Source organism: Mesorhizobium sp. M7A.F.Ca.US.008.03.1.1, assembly GCF_003997495.1.
GTDB lineage: Bacteria > Pseudomonadota > Alphaproteobacteria > Rhizobiales > Rhizobiaceae > Mesorhizobium.
Genome location: NZ_RZRU01000002.1, coordinates 47,839 through 68,598, shown reverse-complemented (window position 1 = coordinate 68,598; position 20,760 = coordinate 47,839). Strand labels below are relative to the sequence as shown.

Annotated in this window: 22 protein-coding genes; 12 read left to right on the top strand and 10 right to left on the bottom strand. The window is 63.0% G+C overall.

Annotation, left to right across the window (positions count from 1 at the left end; translation table 11 throughout):
• Positions 1-16 precede the first annotated feature (16 nt).
• Positions 17-799: a FadR/GntR family transcriptional regulator gene (locus EOA16_RS03120; RefSeq protein ID WP_127255439.1), complete on the top strand. Its 783-nt coding sequence runs from the start codon at positions 17-19 to the stop codon at positions 797-799.
• A 22-nt stretch (positions 800-821) separates the two neighbouring features.
• Here EOA16_RS03120 and EOA16_RS03115 read toward each other — a convergent pair whose 3' ends face one another.
• Positions 822-1,760 (bottom strand): NAD(P)-dependent oxidoreductase, encoded by a 939-nt coding sequence (locus EOA16_RS03115; RefSeq protein WP_127255437.1) that lies wholly within the window; start codon positions 1,758-1,760, stop codon positions 822-824.
• Between the two features lie 119 nt (positions 1,761-1,879).
• Between EOA16_RS03115 and EOA16_RS03110 the strand changes: the two genes are divergently transcribed.
• Positions 1,880-2,776 (top strand): NAD(P)-dependent oxidoreductase, encoded by an 897-nt coding sequence (locus tag EOA16_RS03110; RefSeq protein ID WP_127255435.1) that lies wholly within the window; start codon positions 1,880-1,882, stop codon positions 2,774-2,776.
• 102 nt (positions 2,777-2,878) lie between these two features.
• Positions 2,879-3,655, top strand: a complete 777-nt coding sequence (locus tag EOA16_RS03105; RefSeq protein ID WP_127255433.1) for a FadR/GntR family transcriptional regulator — start codon at positions 2,879-2,881, stop codon at positions 3,653-3,655.
• A 17-nt stretch (positions 3,656-3,672) separates the two neighbouring features.
• On the opposite strand, the gene EOA16_RS03100 is transcribed toward EOA16_RS03105, so the two are convergent.
• The gene (locus EOA16_RS03100; RefSeq protein ID WP_164754093.1) at positions 3,673-3,963 is read right to left on the bottom strand and encodes a DUF3175 domain-containing protein; all 291 of its coding nucleotides are present in this window, start codon (positions 3,961-3,963) and stop codon (positions 3,673-3,675) included.
• 170 nt (positions 3,964-4,133) lie between these two features.
• Here EOA16_RS03100 and EOA16_RS03095 point away from each other — a divergent pair, with 170 nt between their 5' ends.
• From EOA16_RS03095 to EOA16_RS03065, 7 genes are all read left to right on the top strand, one after another.
• The gene (locus tag EOA16_RS03095) at positions 4,134-5,363 is read left to right on the top strand and encodes an MFS transporter (protein ID WP_127255429.1); all 1,230 of its coding nucleotides are present in this window, start codon (positions 4,134-4,136) and stop codon (positions 5,361-5,363) included.
• A gap of 180 nt (positions 5,364-5,543) precedes the next feature.
• Entirely contained in the window at positions 5,544-6,572 is a 1,029-nt protein-coding gene (locus EOA16_RS03090; RefSeq protein WP_127255427.1) for a LacI family DNA-binding transcriptional regulator, read from the top strand.
• A 304-nt stretch (positions 6,573-6,876) separates the two neighbouring features.
• On the top strand, positions 6,877-8,001 hold the full coding sequence (locus EOA16_RS03085; protein WP_127255425.1) for a sugar ABC transporter substrate-binding protein: 1,125 nt from the start codon (positions 6,877-6,879) through the stop codon (positions 7,999-8,001).
• Between the two features lie 80 nt (positions 8,002-8,081).
• Entirely contained in the window at positions 8,082-9,629 is a 1,548-nt protein-coding gene (locus EOA16_RS03080; RefSeq protein WP_127255423.1) for a sugar ABC transporter ATP-binding protein, read from the top strand.
• Positions 9,626-10,606, top strand: a complete 981-nt coding sequence (locus tag EOA16_RS03075) for an ABC transporter permease (protein WP_127255421.1) — start codon at positions 9,626-9,628, stop codon at positions 10,604-10,606. Before EOA16_RS03080 ends, EOA16_RS03075 begins: the two co-directional genes overlap by 4 nt.
• Positions 10,603-11,589, top strand: a complete 987-nt coding sequence (locus tag EOA16_RS03070; protein WP_127255419.1) for an ABC transporter permease — start codon at positions 10,603-10,605, stop codon at positions 11,587-11,589. Before EOA16_RS03075 ends, EOA16_RS03070 begins: the two co-directional genes overlap by 4 nt.
• Before the next feature lie 2 nt (positions 11,590-11,591).
• Positions 11,592-12,137 carry a gluconokinase gene (locus EOA16_RS03065; protein ID WP_127255417.1) on the top strand — a complete coding sequence of 182 codons (546 nt, stop codon included), beginning with the start codon at positions 11,592-11,594 and terminating at the stop codon, positions 12,135-12,137.
• Here EOA16_RS03065 and EOA16_RS03060 read toward each other — a convergent pair.
• From EOA16_RS03060 to EOA16_RS03050, 3 genes are all read right to left on the bottom strand, one after another.
• Positions 12,132-13,283, bottom strand: a complete 1,152-nt coding sequence (locus tag EOA16_RS03060) for a hypothetical protein (RefSeq protein WP_127255415.1) — start codon at positions 13,281-13,283, stop codon at positions 12,132-12,134. The two genes, EOA16_RS03065 and EOA16_RS03060, sit on opposite strands and share 6 nt — an antisense overlap.
• Positions 13,284-13,372: 89 nt before the next feature.
• Positions 13,373-13,822: an Rrf2 family transcriptional regulator gene (locus EOA16_RS03055; protein WP_013530871.1), complete on the bottom strand. Its 450-nt coding sequence runs from the start codon at positions 13,820-13,822 to the stop codon at positions 13,373-13,375.
• Between the two features lie 256 nt (positions 13,823-14,078).
• Positions 14,079-15,065: a sulfate ABC transporter substrate-binding protein gene (locus EOA16_RS03050; protein ID WP_127255413.1), complete on the bottom strand. Its 987-nt coding sequence runs from the start codon at positions 15,063-15,065 to the stop codon at positions 14,079-14,081.
• Positions 15,066-15,296: 231 nt separating this feature from the next.
• Here EOA16_RS03050 and EOA16_RS03045 point away from each other — a divergent pair, with 231 nt between their 5' ends.
• Together EOA16_RS03045 and EOA16_RS03040 are read left to right on the top strand one after the other, a co-directional pair.
• Positions 15,297-15,569 carry an antitoxin gene (locus tag EOA16_RS03045; protein ID WP_127256198.1) on the top strand — a complete coding sequence of 91 codons (273 nt, stop codon included), beginning with the start codon at positions 15,297-15,299 and terminating at the stop codon, positions 15,567-15,569.
• Positions 15,569-15,967 (top strand): type II toxin-antitoxin system VapC family toxin, encoded by a 399-nt coding sequence (locus EOA16_RS03040; protein ID WP_127255411.1) that lies wholly within the window; start codon positions 15,569-15,571, stop codon positions 15,965-15,967. Before EOA16_RS03045 ends, EOA16_RS03040 begins: the two co-directional genes overlap by 1 nt.
• Before the next feature lie 15 nt (positions 15,968-15,982).
• Here the strand turns inward: EOA16_RS03040 and EOA16_RS03035 are convergent, their stop codons facing one another.
• The 5 genes from EOA16_RS03035 to EOA16_RS03015 form a co-directional block, all read right to left on the bottom strand.
• Positions 15,983-17,023, bottom strand: a complete 1,041-nt coding sequence (locus EOA16_RS03035; protein ID WP_127255409.1) for a sulfate/molybdate ABC transporter ATP-binding protein — start codon at positions 17,021-17,023, stop codon at positions 15,983-15,985.
• A 13-nt stretch (positions 17,024-17,036) separates the two neighbouring features.
• Positions 17,037-17,921, bottom strand: coding sequence for a sulfate ABC transporter permease subunit CysW (gene cysW, locus EOA16_RS03030; protein WP_127255407.1), 885 nt, complete (start codon positions 17,919-17,921; stop codon positions 17,037-17,039).
• On the bottom strand, positions 17,914-18,765 hold the full coding sequence (cysT, locus tag EOA16_RS03025; protein WP_127255405.1) for a sulfate ABC transporter permease subunit CysT: 852 nt from the start codon (positions 18,763-18,765) through the stop codon (positions 17,914-17,916). The genes cysW and cysT overlap by 8 nt, the downstream gene beginning before the upstream one ends.
• A 22-nt stretch (positions 18,766-18,787) precedes the next feature.
• Complete coding sequence (locus tag EOA16_RS03020) at positions 18,788-19,816, bottom strand: sulfate ABC transporter substrate-binding protein (RefSeq protein ID WP_127255403.1); 1,029 nt, start codon at positions 19,814-19,816, stop codon at positions 18,788-18,790.
• Positions 19,817-20,033: 217 nt separating this feature from the next.
• The gene (locus EOA16_RS03015; RefSeq protein ID WP_245455840.1) at positions 20,034-20,750 is read right to left on the bottom strand and encodes a M15 family metallopeptidase; all 717 of its coding nucleotides are present in this window, start codon (positions 20,748-20,750) and stop codon (positions 20,034-20,036) included.
• Positions 20,751-20,760 lie beyond the last annotated feature (10 nt).

The following is a 20,760-nucleotide window of genomic DNA, read 5'->3' as shown; positions in this document are numbered from 1 at the left end:
ACGCATTGGAACGTGGATGCCGGACGAGAAGTCAAGCAAGCGAACCGACCGGGCCAAGGCACAAGCCAGCCACGGCCCGGCTGTCATGCGGAAGGCTGGTGCCGCGCATTTTGCGGGAGCGAGCGTCCATGTCTCGCTGGCCGGCGAGATTGGCCTGCGGATCGTGCGTGGCGACTATCCGCCTGGCACGATCCTGCCCAACGAGTCCAGATGGGCAGAGATCTTCAATGTCAGCCGTTCGGCGGTGCGCGAAGCCATCAAGATGCTGATGGCGAAGAGCCTGTTGGCCTCACGCCCCAAGATCGGCAGCTGGGTCGAGCCGAAGGAGCGCTGGAACCTGCTCGACCGCGACGTGCTGGCCTGGTACGCGACGGCGCCCGACCGCGAGGCGTTCCTGCGAACCGTGCAGGAGTTTCGTCATATCATCGAGCCGGAAGCGTCGGCCTTTGCCGCCATGCGGCGCAGCGACGAGCAAATGGCGGAAATCAGCCAGGCCTGCCGCGAGATGGGCGAGGCCTTGAGCCTGCAGGAGCGTATCCGCGCCGATACGCGCTTTCATCTCGCCATCCTGCGCGCCTCCGGCAACGATCTTCTGGTGCCGCTCGGCGTGCTGATCGAGTCGGCGCTCGACCATCTCTTCGCATTCACGACACAGCAGGTCGCCGATCAGCGCCAGGCTCAGAAGCTGCATGAGGCGATCGAAAAGAACATCCGCCTGCAGCGCCCAGCCGCAGCGCGCAACGCCGTGCACAAGCTGCTTGCGGATACCGATGAAGGGATCGGGCGCTGGAGGCGGTGATCCACGCTTGCGTTTGGCAATCTCAAATCGTCTGTTTCTTCCCATCCTTCATCGGCATCAGGTCGACACCGTTCACCTCAGCGATATGCGTCGCCAGCATCGGCACGAATTGCTCGGCCGGGCCGGTTGCATGGGCACCGGCGAAGGAGTTCTTGGTAGCGTTGCCGAGCGGGTTGGCAATGCCGGCCGCACCCGCCATCGATTCCAGATAGGTCAGGTCCTTGAAGGCATTGGCGATGGTGAATTTGTGCGCATCGCGGTCACCTTCCAGCGTCCAGCGCATGAAGGTCTGGTAAAAGCCGCAATCCATGCGGCCATTGCGGATGACGCTGTCGAAGCGCGGCGGCGAGATGCCGACCTTCTCAGCCAGCGCCAGTGCCTCCGAATAGATCGCTGCGTAGCCGAGCGAGATGAAATTGTTGAGCAGCTTCATGCGATGGCCATCGCCGGTGTCGCCGATATGGACGATGCGGCCGGCCCAGGTTTCGATCACCGGTTTCACCCTGGCAAAGAGGGTGTCCGGTGCGCCGACCATGGCGTCGAGCGTGCCTTCCCAGGCTTCCTTCGGCGTGCGGCTGAGCGGTGCGTCGACAAAATCGATGCCGAGCGCCTTGAGCTCAGCGGCAAGCGCAATGGTCGAGACCGGATCGGAGGTCGAGCAGTCGACGATGACCGAGCCCTTTTTCAAGCCCTCCTTGAGGCCGCCGGGGCCGCGAATGATGGCTTCGACCTCGCGCGAGCCAGTGACGCAGATAAAGACGATATCCGATGCCGCCGCCACGTCCCGCGACGTAGACGCTTCCTTGGCGCCTCGGCCCAAAAGATCTTCCGCCGGCTTGCGGTTCTTGCGGCCGAGGAAAGTCAGGCTGTAGCCCTTGTCGACGATGTTCTTGGCGATCCCGTGGCCCATCAGGCCAAGCCCGATGAAGCCGATCTTTTCGCTGGCGGCAGTCGTGTTCATGTCTTCAAGTCCTGTTGCAATGATTGATGTCAGGCGCTGCCGTTTTGCAGGCGTGGGTGGTTGCGGATGGCGATATTGTCTGACAATACACATAAATTCCTGAGGATGTGGAGAGCAAAATGACGAAGCGGATCATGTTCACCGGCGGCAGCGGCAAGGCCGGACGCCATGTCGTCCAGTACCTGGTCGAGCAGGGCTGCCAGGTGCTCAACATCGACACCAGGCCGCTCGACAACCCCAAGGTACGCACGCTGATCACCGACATCACCGACAGCGGGCAGGTGTTCAACGCACTGTCGAGCTATATGGGCCTGCATGAATTCGACCCCTCGCTGCGCCCGCAGCCGGTCGATGCGGTGGTGCATTTCGCCGCCATCCCGCGCATCATGATCACCACCGACAACGAGGTGTTCCGCATCAATGCGCTTGGTACCTACAATGTCATCGAGGCGGCGGTGAAGCTCGGGATCCGCAAGGTGATCATCGCCTCCAGCGAGACGACCTATGGACTTGTGTTCGCCAACGAGCCGCGCGATCCCAAATATTTCCCGCTAGACGAGGAGTATGATGTCGACCCGATGGACAGCTATGCTTTGTCCAAGGTCGTCAACGAGAAGACGGCGCGTGCATTTGCGCAGCGCAATGGCACCGACATCTATGCCCTGCGCATCGGCAATGTCATCGAGCCGCACGAATATTCGCTGTTTCCGAAATGGTTCGCCGATCCGGGTTTCCGCAAGCGCATCGCCTGGAGCTATGTCGACGCGCGCGACCTTGGCCAGATCACGCTGCGCGCCATAGAGAAGGACGGGCTCGGCTATCAGGTGTTCAACGCGGCCAATGACGACACATCATCCGACCTGCCGACTGCCGAACTCTTGAAGCGGTTCTACCCCGGCGTGCCGGTCAAGGCCGAACTCGGCGAATACGAGACGCTGCTGTCGAACCGGAAGGCGCGCGACGTGCTGGGCTTCCGCCCGGAGCATAGCTGGCGCAAATACGTCAAGCAGGACTGATCCGCGAAGCAATCGAGGCTGATCTGTGCACAGCTGGCGGCTTTGCGGTGCAAGCCGCTTGCCGCGCTTGACAGCCTGCTTAATACGGACTTTCTGGAGCCCATGCGGGACGCGAAGCCGAACAAGGAAAAATCGTTGGGGAAAGCGGCCTCGGGGGACCGTCCGGGCGGCGTTCGCCGGGCGGACGCCGCGCGTATTCCAGGCTCCAGCGTCCACGCCTCGCTGGCCAGCGAAATCGGCCTCAGGATCGTGCGCGGCGACTATCCGCCCGGCACCATCCTGCCCAATGAAGCGAAATGGTCGGAGACCTTCAGCGTCAGCCGCTCGGCGGTGCGCGAGGCCATCAAGATGCTGATGGCCAAGAGCCTTTTGGCCTCACGTCCCAAGATCGGCAGTTGGGTCGAACCGAAGGAACGCTGGAACCTGCTCGATCGCGATGTGCTTGCCTGGTACGCGACGTCGCCGGATCGCGAAGTGTTCCTCAAGACGGTGCAGGAATTCCGCCACATCATCGAGCCGGAAGCGACCGCGTTTGCAGCCATGCGAAGAACCGACGAGCAGATGGCCGGGATCAGCCTGGCCTGCCGTGAGATGGGAGAGGCGACGAGCCTGCAGGAGCGGACCCGCGCCGACACGCGCTTCCATCTTGCCATCCTGCGGGCTTCGGGCAACGACCTGCTGGTGCCGCTCGGCGTGCTGATCGAATCCGCCTTCGATCATCTCTTTGCCTACACGACGCGGGAGATCGATGATCTCAACCACGCGCAGAAGCTGCACGAGGCGATCGAGAAGAACATCCGCCTGCAGCGCCCTGACGCGGCGCGCAATGCCGTGCGCAAACTGCTCGCCAACACAGACGGCGTCATCCGCGGCCGGTAGGACCGGACCGGCCGCCGCTAATCATCCTTGTCTCGTCCGAAGGCGCTGCGCAGTTCGTCCTTGGCGTCCTCAAGCACTTTTTTGCGCGCGGCAGGCAAGTTCTTGCCGGCGCGGTTGATGTAAAAATTCAGCATCGACATGGCGGACTGAAAAGGCTCGGCCTTGCGCCTGTGGCTGTGTTCGGCGGATCGTTTCAGCGAGGCGGCGATCTTCCTGGCGTCGTCGGATTCGAAGACGTGATCCTCAAGATCCATCGCGTCGCTGTGCTCGGTCACCTCGGCCGACCATTTTTTCCTGGTGCCGGTCATCGCAGAGCTCCTTTGCAGGGTGGGTTGCCGGGAAACTCCGCACATCGGCATCGGTTCCGCCCTTGCTCTGGAGCCACGGATTTGCCCGCTGTGGCGCTGCTGCGGCCTGAGAATGCGCCGATAGTGGCGCAAACGGCAGCCGATCTCCGAGACCGCCGACAGGAAACGCCTTGACCCGAACCGACAACATCCAGCCCGGTCCCGGCATCGACAGCTCCTATGCCTGGATGCGGCTTGCCATCTCGATGTTGCTGGCGACGATCGGCGCCGTGGGCATGTGGGCTGTCGTCGTCGTGCTGCCCGCGGTGCAGGCCGAGTTCGGCGTCGACCGCGCCGCGGCGTCCATGCCTTACACTGCGACCATGGTGGGTTTCGCCGCCGGCAACGTGCTGGTCGGTCGCGCCATCGACCGGATGGGTTACTGGATCCCGGCGCTGCTCTCTTCGATTGCGCTTTCCGCCGGCCTGCTGCTCGCGGCGCTGTCGACCTCGATCCTGCAATTCACGCTTGCCCAAGGAGTGCTGATCGGTGTCGGCACATCGGTGATCTTCGGGCCGCTGATCGCCGATATCTCGCACTGGTTCAACCGCCGTCGCGGTGTTGCGGTCACGGCGGCGGCGGCCGGCAATTACCTTGCCGGGGCGTTATGGCCGACCATCATGCCGACGCTGATGAAGGCGGAGGGCTGGCGCTTCACTTATGCGGCAATCGGCATCTTCTGCCTGGTCACCATGGTCCCGCTGGTGCTGATGCTGCGGCGCGGTGCCCCGGAGGCGCTCGCCGCGGGTTCGCCCGGAAGCCGGTCGGTGCAGCCGATCTCGCTGTCGCCGGCGGCCTTGCAGGTGCTGCTGGTCGTCGCCGGGCTCGGCTGCTGCGTGGCGATGTCGATGCCGCAAGTGCATATCGTCGCCTATTGCATGGACCTTGGCTACGGCGTCGCACATGGCGCCGACATGCTGTCGATCATGATGGCGGGCGGCGTCGTCAGCCGGCTGGCGTCCGGCTTCCTCGCCGACCGTATCGGCGCCGTGTGGACATTGATGATCGGCTCGGTGCTGCAGTGCCTGTCGCTGCTGTTCTACATCCCGTTCGACGGGCTTGCCTCGCTCTATGTGGTGTCGCTGGTGTTCGGCCTGTCGCAGGGCGGCATCGTGCCTTGCTACGCGATCATCGTGCGCGATTACATGCCGGCCAGGGAGGCCGGCCAGCGTATCGGCATCGTCATGATGGCGACCATCTTCGGCATGGCGATCGGCGGCTGGATGTCAGGCTGGATCTATGATTTGACCGGCTCCTATGCCGCTGCCTTCCTGAACGGCATCGCCTGGAATCTGCTGAACATTCTGGCGATCGGGCTGCTGTTCTGGAGGGCACGGCGCAGCGCCGCCGCGATGGCCTGAAGGAAGTCGGTGGTCTTCACACGCACGTAAGCCCGGCACGCGCCTTGGCTTGACAACCGGCGGGTGCCGCGCGACGCCAGAAGGCGAGTTGGGGCGGCAAAGGGCCGACGAGATGGAGACAGCAAAGACGATCGTGTCGAAACCGCGCCCTGCCGGGTGCGTTTCCGGGCGAGCGCGTCCGTGATCAAGCCGCGCTCACGCCGGGGTGGCGGCCGCCCGACCATCGCGGATGTCGCGCGCAAGGCCGGCGTCGGCGCCATCACCGTGTCGCGCGCCTTGCGCGAGCCGGAGCGTGTGTCCGAAGAGCTGCGCCGCCAGATCCAGGCCGCCGTCGACGAGCTCGGTTACGTGCCGGACCCGAATGCACGGGCGCTGGCCTCGGCGCGCGCCGAAGTGTTCGGCGTGCTGGTGCCGTCACTTACCAACAATGTCTTTGCCGAAGTGGTGCGCGGCATCTATGACAGCCTGTCGGCCAGCCCGTTCCGCATCCAGCTTGGCAACACCCACTATTCCGGCCTTGAGGAAGAGCGGCTGCTGCAGCTATTCGGCTCGCAGCGGCCGGCAGCGCTGATCGTCGCCGGCATCGACCAGACGCCGACCTCGCGAAAACTGCTGGAGAACGCCGGCTGCCCGGTGGTGCAGGTCATGGAAACCGGTCCAGATCCGGTCGACATGATGGTCGGCTTCTCGCATCTCGACGGCGGCAGGGCGGCGACCGAGCATCTGATCGAGGCGGGCTATCGCCGCATCGGCTTCATCGGCGCGCGCATGGACCCGCGTTCGCAGCGGCGCCTTGCCGGCTATCGCGCGGCTATGGAGGCCGCGGGCCTGTTCGACCCGCGCCTTGTCACCACCACGCCGGTGCTGTCCAGCGTGTCGCTCGGCCGCGAAATGCTCCGCGACGCGTTGGCCAAGGTGCCGACGCTCGACGGTGTCTTCTGCAACAATGACGACATCGCGCTCGGCGTGTTGTTCGAATGCCATCGCGCTTCGATCGCAGTGCCGAAGACGATCGGCATCGTCGGCTTCAATGATCTCGACATGATGCAGGTGGCGTTTCCATCGGTCACCAGCATCCGCACTCACCGCTACGAGATCGGCCGACGAGCGGTCGCCATGGCGCTCGCGGCAATTGCCGGCAACAGGCCTGATCAACGGGTCATCGATCTCGGTTTCGAACTCAAGCGCCGCGAGAGCACCGACCGGTGAACACGCATTCGCCACTGTGCGAATGACGCTTTACACTGCGGAATGGTAGCGCTACCACTTTCGCCGGAAAGGTGCTCGTAACAAACAGCAAAACCTGTTTATTATATATAAGCGACAACTCATACTTGTTTATTATGGATAATATGATAGGTTTTTTCCGGCATTACCGGGGAGCAAGGGAGGGGATCGGGGCGACATTCAGCCACCGAAAGGCGCGGCAGAGTTAGGCGGGAGGTTCCGGATCTGACGCGCGAGACGTCACAGCAGCCAACAACAATCAGAACTGCAACTGGGAGGAATATCGATGATCAAGTCACTCATTGGTGGCGTCGTTGCCGCCACTGCATTTGTCATGTTGAGCTCGTCGGCGATCGCCGACCCCGAAATCGTCAAGGGACCGTCCGCCGAGCCGGACTGCTTCGCGCCATGGGCCGCTGACACCCAATTCTTCAAGTTCCCCAAGAAAGACGGTCCATATCGGATCGCGCTCGCCAACGGCTACATCGCCAACACCTGGCGCATCCAGATGGTGCAGACGGCGAAGGCCTATGCGGCACAGAAGGACGTCGCCGCGAAGCTGAAGGAATTCAAGGTCGTCTCGACCGGCGAAGACGTGCCGGCGCAGATTTCGGCGATCAACAACTTCATTGATTCGGGCTATGACGCGATCGTCGTCAACGCGCAGAACCCGACCGCTTTCGGGCCGGTCATCAAGCGCGCCAAGGAAGCCGGTGTCATTCTGGTTGCCTTCGACAACATTCTCGACACCAAGGACGCCATCAACGTCAACGTCGACCAGAAGGGTCTTGGCGAGCTATGGGGCAAATGGCTGGTCGGCCATGTGCCGAATGGCGGCAAGGTGCTCGAAGTGCGCGGCGTTGCCGGCACCTCGGTCGATACCGACCGCCACAACGGCATCCATGAGGCTCTCGACGCTTCCGGCAAGAAGTGGGAGGTCACCGAAGTGGTTGGCAAATGGGATGACGGCGTGGCGCAAAAGGCTTCAGCCGACGCCATCGCCACCAACGGCCCCTTCGACGGCGTCACCGGGCAGGGCGGCGATACCGGCATCGTGCAGGCGATGATCGATGCCAAGCATCCATTCGTGCCGTTCGGCGGCGAGACCGAGAATGGCTTCCGCAAGTTCTGCGCCGCTCACGCTGCGGACGGGCTGAAATGCTCTTCGGCTGGTACCGGTCCGGCCCAGGTGGCGGTTGCCATCAAGACGGCGATTGCCGCACTCGAAGGCAATGTCGTTCCGCAAGCCGTCAAGCTGCCGCTGGCGATTGTCGAGGATCCGAACTTCAAGGCCGGTCAGGACTTCTTCCCCGACCAGTCCGATAATTTCTTCGTCGGCAACTCCTTCCCGACCTGCGGCATCAATTTCACGGCGCAGGAAATCATGGGCCAGACCAAGGCGGACCAATAGGCAGCATATACGGCGCCGCGGGATCTCCCGCGGCGCCGGCCACTCGATACCCTGGTCGTCAAAGTGCCTCGGGAGGGCCGATGGACGGTATGGTTCCGCTCTTCCGGATGGAAGGCATATCCAAGCGCTATGGTGGTGTGCGGGCGTTGGAGAAGGCCGAGCTTTCGGTCTCATCAGGCAGCATTCACGCCATTCTCGGCGAAAACGGCGCCGGCAAATCGACGCTGATCAAGGTCATGGCGGGTGTTGTCGCGCCCGACGAAGGGCGCATGACGCTGGATGGAGGCGAGGTGACGTTCGCCTCGCCAGGCGCTGCGAACAAGGCCGGTATCGTCTGCATCTTCCAGGAACTGTCGCTGGTCCCCGAACTCAGCGTTGCCGACAACATTGTCATTTCCGATCCGCCGAAGCGTTTCGGCATGATCGACCGCAAGGCGCAGCGCCGCATCGCCGAGGAGGCGTTGGCACGGGCGGGCGCCGCCGATATCCACCCGCTGGCGCTGGTCAAGGACCTGCCATTGTCGCGCCGCCAAATGGTCGAGATCGCCAAGGCGCTGGCCAGGAAGCCGCGCATCCTGATCCTTGACGAAGCGACCTCGGCACTGACCGCGACCGACGTCGCCAAGATCTTCAGCGTGCTCAAGCGCTTGCGCTCGGAAGGGCTGGCGCTGCTTTACATCTCGCACCGCATGAACGAGATCGCCGAGCTTGCCGACCACTGCACGGTGTTTCGCAACGGCCGCAATGTCGCCAGCTATCCAGCCGGCTCGAAGAGCGACAATGAGGTGGTCGAACTGATGATCGGCCGCGAATACAGCCATATCTTTCCGCCCAAGCCGGCGGCCGTGCCTGCCACCGCAGCCCCCAGGCTCGAGGCCCGCAAGCTCTCATGGGCCGACCGGCTGCACGACATCTCACTGACCGTCAGGGCAGGTGAAGTGGTCGGCCTTGGTGGCCTCGACGGCCAGGGCCAACGCGAATTGCTGCTCGCCTTCTTCGGTGTGCTGCGCGGCCTGTCTGGCCAGATCTTGATCGACGGCAAGCCGGCGGCGATCGCCAGTCCATCCGCCGCGCGCGATGACCACATCGGCATGGCGCTCATCCCGGAGGACCGCAAGACCGAAGGACTGATGCTGCCGATGACGGTGCGCGAAAACCTTTCCTTCGCCGCGCTGGACCGGCTGTCGAAAGCCGGCATCATCGACCGCGCCGCCGAGCAGCGGCTTATCGACGACATGGTCGGTCTGCTGGCGATCAAGACGGCAGGCCTCGACATTCCGGTCGGCGCGCTGTCGGGCGGCAACCAGCAGAAAGTGGTCATCGCCAAATGGCTGATGCGGCAGCCGCGCATCATCCTGCTCAACGATCCGACGCGCGGCATCGATGTCGGCACCAAGCAGGAGCTCTACCAACTGATGCGCAAGCTCGCCGACACGGGCGCGGCGATCCTGTTCTATTCGACCGACTATGACGAACTGATCGGCTGCTGCGACCGGGTTCTGGTGCTCTATGACGGGGCGGTCAAGCGCGAGCTGGTCGGCGCAGAGATCACCGAGCGGGCGCTGATATCAAGCGCGCTCAACATCCATGGCGAGGAGAGCCCGGTGGGCCTGGGAGCGGACGCGTGAAAGATTGGCGCTACTGGCTGGCCGAACAGCGCGGAACGCTGCTGGCGTTCGGCATCTTCATCGTCATGTTCGTCATCTACACCTCGAACCATCCGGCCGGCTTCACCGCCAACGTCGTGCAGACGGCCTCGAACAAGGGCGTGCTGCTCGCCTTTGTGGCGATGGCCCAGACGCTGGTGGTGATCACCGCCGGCATCGACCTTTCCGTCGGCATGATCTTCACGCTGACCAATTGCCTGGCTTCGTGGCTGGTCATCGGTACCGGCGTCGAAACCGCGTTCGGGGTCGTTGCGGTGCTTGGCACAGGACTGCTGTGCGGGGCTATCAACGGTGCCATCGTCATCTATGGACGCCTGCAGCCGATTGTCGCCACCATCGCAACGGGTGCTGTCTATTTCGGCATCGCGCTGCTGCTGCGACCCTTTCCAGGCGGTTCGGTCAACGAGGACCTTGCCGACGCGCTGACCGGGCGGGTGTTCGGCGTGGTGCCGGCGAGCCTGGTGGTGCTGCTGGCCGTGGTGCTGGTCGTCTGGGTGCCGTTCAGCCGTTCGGTGCTTGGCCGCGCGGCTTATGCGGCCGGTTCCTCGGAGATGGCAGCCTACATGTCCGGCGTGCCGATCCGGCGTGGCAAGTTCGCCGCCTACGCGCTTGCGGGGCTGCTCGCCGCGATCGGCGGGCTGTTCCTGACATTCTTCACCTATACCGGTGACGCGGCCTATGCCAGCGGCAACGCCTACACGCTGTTCTCGATTGCCGCGGTCGTGCTCGGCGGCGTCTCGCTGTTCGGCGGCAAGGGCAGCGCCATCGGCGCGATCTTCGGCGCGCTGGCCTTCCGTACGATCGGCGACCTGTTGTTCGTGTTCGATTTCGATCCGCTCTGGCAGCCATTGTTCCAGGGCGTTATCCTGCTGGTCGCCGTCAGCCTCGGCGCCTTCGCCCTGTTTCGGGTCCGCAACCGGCTGGAGTGGTTCCTGTGAGCGAAACGACCCTTGGCGGCATTGCCGGCCGCATGCCCAGATTCATCCGCCGCGCCGATCCGGCGGTGCTGACGGCCTTCGCCTGCATCGTACTTTTGCTTTTCCTGGGCAGCCTCTATTCCAGAAGCTTCCTGTCGCCTGAATATCTTCTGCAGCAGCTCAAGGTGGCTTCATTCCTCGGCGTCATCGCCACCGGCATGATGCTAGTCATCCTGCTCGGCCAGATCGACCTGTCGGTGCCGTGGTCGGTGGCCGTAGGGGCCATGATGGCCTGCGCGGCGGCCGCCTATGGTCCGCTCGGCGTGGCGCTGGCCATTCCGTTCGGCATTTTCTGCGGGGTGCTGATCGGTATCGTCAACGGCTTCGGTGTCGCCTACCTCAGAATTCCGTCGATGATCATCACGCTTGCCACCAACGCCGTCGCGCAAGGGCTGATGGTGGTCTACACCGGCGGGTTCTCGCCGCAGGATTCGGCAACCGTGGCGATGCGCTATGTGGCGACCGGCTTTACCATTCCGGGCGTGCCCAATGCCGTGGTCATCTGGGCGCTGATCGGAGCCGCGATGGTCTTCGTGCTGACCCGCACCAGCTTCGGCCGCTGCGTCTACGGCATAGGCAATCGTGAGCGCGCCGCTTATCTCTCCGGCATCGACACGCGCCGGGTGGTGATGATCGCCTTCGCAGTTTCAGGCGGGCTTTCCGCTTTCGGCGGCGTGCTTCTGGCTGGCTATGCCTCCAAGGCCGCCCAGTCGATGGGCGACGCTTATCTGCTGCCGTCGATCGCCGCGGTGGTGCTTGGCGGCACCTCGATCCTGGGCGGGCGCGGCTCCTATCTCGGCACTGTCGCCGGTGTCATCCTCATCACGCTGCTGCAATCCATCCTGTCGGTCATGCAGATGCCGGAGGCGGGGCGGCAGATCATCTATGGTGTGGTCATCGTCGCCATGCTGCTGCTCTACGGCCGCGCGCCGGCAAGCCGCTGACAGTGGACGAAGCGGCAGCACAGGCGCCGACGAGCGCCGCCGGCTCGGTGCCGGCCATCGTGGTGATGGGCGTCGCCGGCTGCGGCAAGTCGGCGGTGGGTATTGGGCTTGCCGCCGCTCTGGGCGTTGCCTTTATCGAGGGCGACAGGCTGCACCCGCCGGAAAACGTCGCACGCATGGCAAGCGGCGAGCCGCTCACCGATCAACTGCGCGAAGGCTGGCTCAACGCGATCGGCGAACGCGTCGCGGCGTCGGTGGGGCAGGGACAAGGGGTGGTTGCCGCCTGTTCGGCTCTGAAGCGCCGCTACCGCGACCGGCTGAGCGGCTTCTGCCCAGGGATCGTCTTCCTCTATCTGGAGATCGACCCAGCCACGGCCATGCAGCGCGTCGGCAACCGCAAGGGCCACTTCATGCCGGCGAGCCTGGTCGACAGCCAGTTCGCCATCCTCGAGCCGCCGGCTGCGGAAGAGCGCGCCTTGACACTCGATGCCACACGCCCGGTCGGTGAGATCGTCGCTGCCGCGGTCCGCCTGATATCCCGGTCATGAGCCTTCATCCATTCCGATGCCGGTGCTGTCCTGGGCCTCGGTCAGCCGCTGCCGGCGGGACCACGTCAGCATCTGCTCGGGGTAGAGCCTCAGCGCTTCCAGCAGGCGGTCGCGCTTGAGCAGGATGTAGTGCGCCTGCACAGTCATGTTCTTGGCGCCATCCCTGGCCATGTCCGTTGCCGGGGTGACAGATGCCTCCGGCGTCAGTTCGGGGCTGAGCACGGCCCTGTATTCGATGAAGGGAACCACTTCGAAGGTCGACATGGCAAACAGGGCGGTTCTGCCCCTGGCGGCAAAATTCGCCGGCGCCGAGGCGAGATGCGTCCAGCCGCTTTCGCCCATGGCTGCCTCGGTGAAGGTCGTGCCGGCATGGACGGTGTTGGTCATCGCCACCACGCCATTCTGCTTCAGGATTTTCTGGATGCGGATGGTGACCTGATAGGCGTCGTCGCGATCAAAGACGACCCGGCTTTTCAGGAACCGGTTTTCGACATTGATCAGCGGCGGGTTGAGGAAACGCAAGCCAAACGCCGATTCGGAAATACCGTGGGTGTTGACGCTCACCTGATGCGCTTCGATGCCGGCCTCGTACAAGGCGCGCTTGCCGATGATGGTCTGGGCGGTGAACTGATCGCACCAGAGGATGGCGCCGTGGCCGCGCTGCAAGGCCGACCGCAGCCCCTCCAGCCCCTCCAGCCGGATCGTCGGCGACCAGCGGCCGGCCACCAGATGTGCGGCGAGCTGCAAGCGGCGGCGGTGGCGCGCCGCCAGCAATCCCTCGAACAGCTTGCGTGCATCGATACCCTCCCCAAGCACCGCGCGTGTGGCGGCAGCGTAGGCCGGGAATTCCTTGCGCATATGGCGCTTGAGGCGAAACCTTGATATGCGGCCGCAGATCGGCGCCCACCAGCGCACCGGCAGTGCCGCTGCCACCAGGAGATAGAAGACGGACAGCAGGCCTTCGCGGAGATCCTTGTTGGAAAAGCGGCGAAGCCGGCCGGGGTGAACCAGCTTGCGGCTGAAGAAGCGCACGTCCTCCGCCCGTTCCGGAACGAAGACGTCGGCGATGATTTCAGTGCGGAAACTGGCTGCCGATGGCAGCTTGCGGGCGGCCTTGCGGGATTTTGCTAACCACCACAGCCTCATCGGTCCAGCCCGTTCTTCGAACCCCGCTTTACTGCGTCGGCTTGGGCCGTGCAAGGTTGTGATAGCCAACGCGGCGCAGCAATCGGGGTCTAGATCTGCGACGTCAGCTCGACCGGAAAATCGTCATTGTCGGCGTCGCGCATGGCGGCGAGGCTGCGATTGTCGAGCACCTCGGCGATTGCCTGCCGCACCTCCAGCATCATGTGGCGGACCTGGCAGGTGGCCTCGTCGCAATCCTCGCAGCGTTGATACTGCGTGCGGCTGGCGCAAGGGATCGGCGCCAGCGGCCCGTCAAGCACGCGCACGACATGGCCGATCTTGATTTCGGAAGCCGGCCGGGCGAGGCGGTAGCCGCCTTCCTTGCCCTTGCGGCTCTGGACGAAGCCGGCGTTGCGCAACTCGCCCAGGATGGCATCGAGGAATTTCTTCGGGATGTTGTTGGCTACAGCGATGTCATTGACGAAGGCCAATTGGCCGGCCGGGAGGCCAGACAAATGCACGAGGGCCTTGAGGCCGTATTTGCCTTTTTTTGTCAGCATGCCCAGATCAACCCATAAAAGCCCCAACCACCCGCATCTGGCGACTGTTTGTGTGCAAATAATGACGTTCTCGCCACGCGATGATGTTTCGCGAAACAGCCACCAAATTGCACGTTAGGCACAAACGCGTTGATTCTTTGTAACGCTTTGCACTGAGAACGCGGATATTCCGCTGACAACCAGGTTTTCGGCGTTCAAAAACGAAAAAAGCCGGCAGGGCGCCGGCTTTCCCGTCTGCTCCGAGATATCGCTGCCTTCAACGGCTGCCGTAGGTCTGGTCGAGCAGGCCGCCGGCGGCGAAATGCTCTTTCTGCACTTTGTCCCAGCCGCCGAAAACGTCTTCCACCGTCAGCAGCCGGATATCGGGGAAATCGGCCTTGTATTTCGCCGCAACAGCGGCGTCGCGGGCTCTGAGGCCGTTGCGGGCGGCGATGTCCTGGCCCTCCGGCGTGTAGAGGAAGTCGAGATAGGTCTTGGCCAGATCGCGTGTGCCGTGCTCGTCGGCAACCTTGTCGACGATCGCGATCGGGAATTCGGCCAGCAGGCTGACCGTCGGCGTGACCTGCTCGAACTTGTCGTCGCCATACTCCTTGCGGATGCCGCGCGTCTCGGACTCGAAGGTGATCAGCACATCACCGATCTCGCGCTGCACGAAGGTGGTGGTCGCGGCGCGGCCGCCGGTATCGAAGATCGGCACGTTGTTGAACAGCTTGGTGATGAACTCTTTCACCTTGGCGTCGTCGCCCTTGAAGGCTTCCTTGGCGTAGGCGGTGGCCGCCAGATAGGTGTAGCGCGCATTGCCGGAGGTTTTCGGGTTGGGGAAGATCACCTGCACGTCGTCGCGCACGAGATCGTTCCAGTCCTTGATGTGCTTGGGGTTGCCCGCTCGGACAAGGAACGAAGGCAGAGAATAGAACGGCGAGGCGTTGTCGGGGAAATCCTTCTGCCAGTCGGCCGAGACGAGGCCCTTCTTGACCAGGAAGTCGATGTCGATGACCTGGTTGAAAGTAACAACGTCGGCGCCAAGGCCTTCGGCGATGGCGCGCGCCTGCGCCGAAGTGCCGGCATGCGACTGGTCGACGGTGACGCCCGGATGCTGAGCGATGAAAGCCTTGTTGACCTGCACGAACAGCTCGCGGCCGACATCATAGGACGCGTTGAGCAGTTTGTCCGCCGACCAGGCTTGGGACGGTGCAAGGAACAGGCCGGCGACGGTGGCAAGCCCGAGGAAAAATCGTTTCATGAAACAGGCTCCGATGCAATGCGTTTATGGTCGGACCATAGCCGGGGTGCGTGGTGTGCGACGAGGCATGCGCCGTAGGTTCGCGGCCTCGTCGTGGGAAAATATATCGCATAACTTGGCTGTTGTTGGAATTTGTTCCAGAAGATGGCTACCTTTGTTGGAGTTTTTCTGTGCCTTGTTTTGGGGTGCTGCATGGCATATACAAAAGGCATATACAAAAGAGCTGCGACCATGCCCCAGAACCGTCGTTCAACAACGCCGCCCAAGGAGGCGAAGCTGTTTCGCAACAACCGCAGCCAGGCGGTGCGCATTCCCGTCGAGTTCGAGCTTCCCGGCGAAAAAGTCCTGATCAGCCGGGAAGGCGATCGTCTTGTCATCGAGCCGGTTCGCAAACCTGGCCTTACCGCGCTGCTCGCCCAATGGGCGAAAGATCAGCCGCTTGGGCCCGAAGACGACTTCCCCGAGATCGATGACACGCCGGTCAAATCCGAGGACATTTTCTGATGCGGTTCATGCTGGATACGAACATTATCAGCGACATGATCCGAAACCCGGCCGGCAAGGCCGCAAATGCAATGATGCACGAGGGAGATGATGCCGTGTGCACCAGCATCGTGGTCGCCTCGGAATTGCGATACGGCTGCGCCAGGAAGGGATCGGCAAGGCTGCTGAAGAAAGTCGAGGAACTGCTGGCCGAGATTCCTGTTTTGCCGCTCGATGTGCCGGTGGATGTCGAATACGGCGCACTTCGTGCCGAGCTTGAAGCCGCGGGCCAGACCATTGGCCACAATGATCTTTTTATTGCCGCTCACGCCTATGCATTGGGCACCACGCTGGTGACCGCCAACGCGGGAGAGTTCAACCGGATCAAGGGCCTGAAGGTCGAGAACTGGCTGGCGTAGCCCTCGACCAGAGGATCAAGCCGCCGGAAAAAGCTTCCAGCGTCCGGGGCGGAACGCCACCCGGCTTTTCTGGGCCGCGGGGTGATCGACCGGCAGTTCGATTTCGACCCGCTGGCGCTCACCACCGATCTCAAGCTCGACCCGGCGCGTGCCGGCGACGCGGCGGCTGGCAGCGACCGTGCCGGCGATACAGCCGCTGCAGCCGTCCAGCAGTTCGACATCATGCGGGCGGAAGTAGAGCGTCGCGTCGCCCGAGGGCTCGTTGGGCGCGGCAATCCCGATCGGACGGTCGGCGAGCCAGATCTCGCCATTCTCGACCTTGACGGGAAGCGAGCTCGATTCACCGATGAAGCCGTAGACGAAGGGCGAGTTCGGCGTGTCGTAAATATCGTCGGCAGTGCCGACCTGTTCGATGCGGCCCTGGCTCATCACCACGACACGGTCGGCAAGCTCCAGCGCCTCTTCCTGATCGTGGGTGACGAAGACGGTGGTGTGGCCGGTGGCGTCATGGATTTCGCGCAGCCAGCGGCGCAATTCCCGGCGCACCTGCGCGTCAAGCGCGCCGAACGGTTCGTCGAGCAGCAGCACCTTAGGTTCGATGGCCATGGCGCGCGCCAGCGCCACGCGCTGCCGCTGGCCGCCGGAAAGCTGCGCCGGATAGCGCTTCTCCAGCCCGGAAAGCTGGACAAGGTCGAGAAGCTCGGAGGCGCGGCGGCGGATCTCATGCGCCGGCGGGCGCGACGGCCCGTGCCGGACCTTCAGGCCGAAGCCGATATTGTCGGCCACCGTCATGTGCCGGAACAGCGCATAGTGCTGGAAGACAAAGCCGACGTTGCGATCCTGGATCGACTTGTGCGAGGCGTCCTCGTCGCCGAAGAAGATATTTCCGCGCGTCGGCCGCTCCAGTCCGGCAATGAGCCTGAGCAGCGTCGTCTTGCCGGAGCCGGACGGCCCCAGCAACGCGATCAGCTCGCCCGACTTGATATCGAGCGACACGTCGTGGAGGGCCGGAAACCGGTCGAACTCCTTGCGCACGTTGGCAACGCGAACTTCCATGCAAATCCCTCTGTCAGTGTCCGCGTGTCGCGGCGATCTCGGCGCCGTAGCGCATCTCGAGAAGTGTTTTCAAGACCAGCGTGACGAGCGCCAGGCCCGCAAGCAATGAAGCGACGGCGAAGGCGCCGACGGCGTTGTATTCGTTATAGAGGATTTCGACATGCAGCGGCATGGTGTTGGTCAGGCCGCGTATGTGGCCCGACACCACCGAGACCGCGCCGAACTCGCCCATGGCACGCGCATTGCACAGGAGCACGCCGTAGAGCAGCCCCCATTTGACGTTGGGCAAGGTCACGTACCAGAAAGTCTGCCAGCCATTGGCGCCAAGCGAAAGTGCTGCCTCCTCGTCGCCATTGCCTTGCTCCTGCATCAGCGGGATCAACTCGCGGGCGACGAAGGGGAAGGTGACGAAGACGGTGGCCAGCACGATGCCCGGCACGGCAAACAGGATGACGATGCCATGCGCTTTCAGCCAGCCGCCGAGCAGCCCCTGGGCGCCGAACAAAAGCACATAGACGAGGCCCGATATGACCGGCGAGACCGAGAAAGGCAGGTCGATCAGCGTGGTCAGGAAGGCCTTGCCCTTGAACTCGAACTTGGCGATCGCCCAGGCGGCGGAGATGCCGAAGACGATGTTGAGCGGCACCGAGATCGCCGCCACCAGCAGCGTCAGCCGGATCGCCGAGCGCGTGTCGGCGTCACTCAGCGATTGCGTATAGGCACTGACGCCTTTTGCCAGTGCTTCGTGGAAGACGATGATCAGCGGCAGGAGCAGGAAGATGCCAAGGAAAGCGAAGACTATTGCCATCAGGACGGCCTGCGCCGGCCGGCTTTCGGTGACCGCCGCCGAACGGCTCTCGTGATGCGGTGCGTAGGATTTGATCTCGGGATCAGCCATAGCGCTTGCGGCTCCATGATTGTGCGAGATTGACGATCAAAAGCATCAGGAACGACAAGAACAGCATGATCGCCGCGATCGCGGTCGCCGCCGGATAATTGTACTCCTCAAGCCGGATGACGATCAGAAGCGGCGCGATCTCGGATTTGTAGGGCAAATTGCCGGCGATGAAGATGACCGAGCCGTATTCGCCGACGCCGCGCGCGAAGGCCAGCGAAAAGCCGGTGATGATGGCCGGCGCCAGGCCCGGAAACAGGATGCGGGTGATGATCTGGAAGCGGCTGGCGCCAAGCGTGGCGGCGGCCTCCTCCACCTCCTTGTCGATCTCCTCCATGATCGGCTGCACGGTGCGCACGACGAAAGGCAGGCCGATGAAGATCAGCGCGATGATGATGCCGAGCGGCGTATAGGCGACCTTGATGCCGAGCGGCATCAGCAATTTACCGATCCAGCCGTTCGGCGCATAGAGCGTGGTCAGCGCGATGCCAGCCACCGCCGTCGGCAGCGCGAAGGGCAGGTCGACCATGGCATCGACGATGCGGCGGCCGGGAAAGCGGTAGCGCACCAGCACCCACGCGACGAGCGTGCCGAAGACGACGTTGACGCCAGCCGCGATGAAGGCGGTGCCGAAGCTGATCTCAAGCGCATTGATGGTGCGGCGGTCGGTTGCGATCGCCCAGAACTCGGGCCAGCCAAGGGCGGCCGAGCGCCAGATCAGTCCCGACAGTGGGATGAGGATGATGAGGGTGAGGTAGGCAAGCGAGAAGCCGAGCGTCAATCCGAAACCCGGAATGACACTCGGCTGTCTGAACCGCCACCCCGCCTGCGCGGGTGCTGTGGTCATATCGTCCTGATCTAGATTTAGCTCACTGGGCCGGCTTGTAGATCTGGTCGAATATACCACCATCGCCGAAATGATAAGGCTGTGCCTTCTTCCAGCCGCCAAAAAGCGGATCGTCGATGGAGATCAGCTTGATTTCAGGTGTTTTGGGCAGATCCGCCGGAGCCACGAGTTCGGGCTTGGCCGGACGATAGTGGTTCTTGGCGATGATCGTCTGCGCTTCCTTGGAATAGAGCCAGCCCAGATAGGCTTCGGCGACCTTGCGCGTGCCTTTGGCATCGACATTGGCGTCGACAATCGCCACCGGCGGCTCGGCCAGGATCGATGTCGGCGGGTAGACAATGTCGAAATTGTCGGCACCGAATTCGTCGAGTGCCAGATAGGCATCGTTTTCCCAGCCGATCAGCACATCGCCGATGCCCTTTTGCGCGAAGGTCACGGTCGAGCCGCGCGCACCCGTGTCGAGCACGGGGGCATTGGCGTAGAGCTTGCCGACGAATTCCTTGTTCTTGGCCTCGTCGCCGCCGTCATTAGCGTTGGCGTAAGCCCATGCGGCGAGATAGTTCCAGCGTGCGCCGCCGGAGGTCTTGGGGTTGGGCGTGATCACCTGGACGCCGTCCTTGACGAGGTCGCTCCAGTCGTGGATGCCCTTGGGATTGCCCTTGCGCACAAGGAAGATGATGGTCGAGGTGTAAGGCGCTGAATTGTTTTCGAATTTGGTGCGCCAGTCCGGATTGATCTTCTTCGATTTCGAGACGATGGCGTTGATGTCGCCTTCGAGTGCCAGCGTCACCACGTCGGCGTCGAGGCCATCGATCACCGCGCGGGCCTGGGCGCCCGATCCGCCATGCGATTGCTGGACGGTGACCGTCTCGCCGGTCTCGGCCTTCCAGTGGGCGACGAAAGCTTCATCATAGGCCTTGTAGAGCTCGCGTGTCGGATCGTAGGACACGTTGAGAATGGTGGTATCGGCAAACGCGAAACCGAGCGTGCCGAACTGGACAGACGTGGCGACCAGTGCGCCGAGCAGTTTCCTGAAATGAGGTTTGGTCATTTCTGCCTCCGTTGAACCCGCGCCAAATCTACCGAATTGGTAGAAATTAGATGCATTCAATCTTGCCTTTTTTGCCCCTCTGGAGAAAATATCCGACGCCGTTTCGTTGTTTGGAGAAATATTTTCCTCTTGCGCCCAAAGGAAGAATCCCTGCCAGCCACTCAGCCTATCTAGCAATGGGCGGTACCGAGGCAAGGGTGGTATTTGGTCCGGTGCCTCAATCGGCGGTAATGGGGAAGTCGAAACGCTGCCTGGCGAACGGTTCGTTTGTCAGCGTGAAGTGCCACCATTCCCGCGCATAGTTCCTGAAGCCGGCAACACGCATGGTATCGACGAGCATCTTGCGGTTTGCCGCTGCTTCGCTGGCGAGGCCGCGGTGGCCGGTTTCGCTCATCGGATCGAAGCAGTCGAAGCCGGTACCGAAATCGAGCGTGTCGGCATTGACCGCGCCACAGGCTGGGTTCGGGCTGGACCTGCGGTCCGTTCGGGCGATGGCGACGTCGACGGTCGAACCACGTGAATGGGTCGATAGTTCTCCGACATAGCTCTTGGCGATCAGCTCGCTGCGCCTGACCTTCGGATACCATTGCGGATCGGGCAGGCCGCCCCCACGCGTCCACTCGCCCATGTCGGCGACGGCGCGGGCAGGGCGGTAGCAATCGAACACCACCAGGGTCAGGCCTTTGGCCGCGATCGCCTTCTGGACCTCGGAGAGTGCCTTTGCCGCCTGCTCGGTGAGGATGCACACCGGCGCGTCATAGCCGTTTACCTTGCGATGCAGAAAATTGTCCGATCCGGCGTAGCGGATGTCCTGGCGGATCGAGGGGTCGACATCGGCGAGCCGGACGAAGCTGGCGGGCAGGGCATCGGCGAAGGTGGGGAGGGTGATTGCCAAAACGAGCGCTGCCGCAGCCAGCGCCGAGGCTGCCGACAATCGAGGACTT

Coding starts and splice junctions, on each gene's coding strand:
- EOA16_RS03040 (WP_127255411.1), top strand. CDS start 15,569: ATGCGGTTCATGCTGGATACGAACATTATCAGCGACATGATCCGAAAC.
- EOA16_RS03100 (WP_164754093.1), bottom strand. CDS start 3,963: ATGACCGGCACCAGGAAAAAATGGTCGGCCGAGGTGACCGAGCACAGC.
- EOA16_RS03110 (WP_127255435.1), top strand. CDS start 1,880: ATGACGAAGCGGATCATGTTCACCGGCGGCAGCGGCAAGGCCGGACGC.
- EOA16_RS03120 (WP_127255439.1), top strand. CDS start 17: ATGCCGGACGAGAAGTCAAGCAAGCGAACCGACCGGGCCAAGGCACAA.
- EOA16_RS03055 (WP_013530871.1), bottom strand. CDS start 13,822: ATGCTGACAAAAAAAGGCAAATACGGCCTCAAGGCCCTCGTGCATTTG.
- cysW (WP_127255407.1), bottom strand. CDS start 17,921: ATGGCTGATCCCGAGATCAAATCCTACGCACCGCATCACGAGAGCCGT.
- EOA16_RS03060 (WP_127255415.1), bottom strand. CDS start 13,283: ATGAGGCTGTGGTGGTTAGCAAAATCCCGCAAGGCCGCCCGCAAGCTG.
- EOA16_RS03105 (WP_127255433.1), top strand. CDS start 2,879: ATGCGGGACGCGAAGCCGAACAAGGAAAAATCGTTGGGGAAAGCGGCC.
- EOA16_RS03085 (WP_127255425.1), top strand. CDS start 6,877: ATGATCAAGTCACTCATTGGTGGCGTCGTTGCCGCCACTGCATTTGTC.
- cysT (WP_127255405.1), bottom strand. CDS start 18,765: ATGACCACAGCACCCGCGCAGGCGGGGTGGCGGTTCAGACAGCCGAGT.
- EOA16_RS03050 (WP_127255413.1), bottom strand. CDS start 15,065: ATGAAACGATTTTTCCTCGGGCTTGCCACCGTCGCCGGCCTGTTCCTT.
- EOA16_RS03115 (WP_127255437.1), bottom strand. CDS start 1,760: ATGAACACGACTGCCGCCAGCGAAAAGATCGGCTTCATCGGGCTTGGC.
- EOA16_RS03035 (WP_127255409.1), bottom strand. CDS start 17,023: ATGGAAGTTCGCGTTGCCAACGTGCGCAAGGAGTTCGACCGGTTTCCG.
- EOA16_RS03045 (WP_127256198.1), top strand. CDS start 15,297: ATGCCCCAGAACCGTCGTTCAACAACGCCGCCCAAGGAGGCGAAGCTG.
- EOA16_RS03020 (WP_127255403.1), bottom strand. CDS start 19,816: ATGACCAAACCTCATTTCAGGAAACTGCTCGGCGCACTGGTCGCCACG.
- EOA16_RS03080 (WP_127255423.1), top strand. CDS start 8,082: ATGGACGGTATGGTTCCGCTCTTCCGGATGGAAGGCATATCCAAGCGC.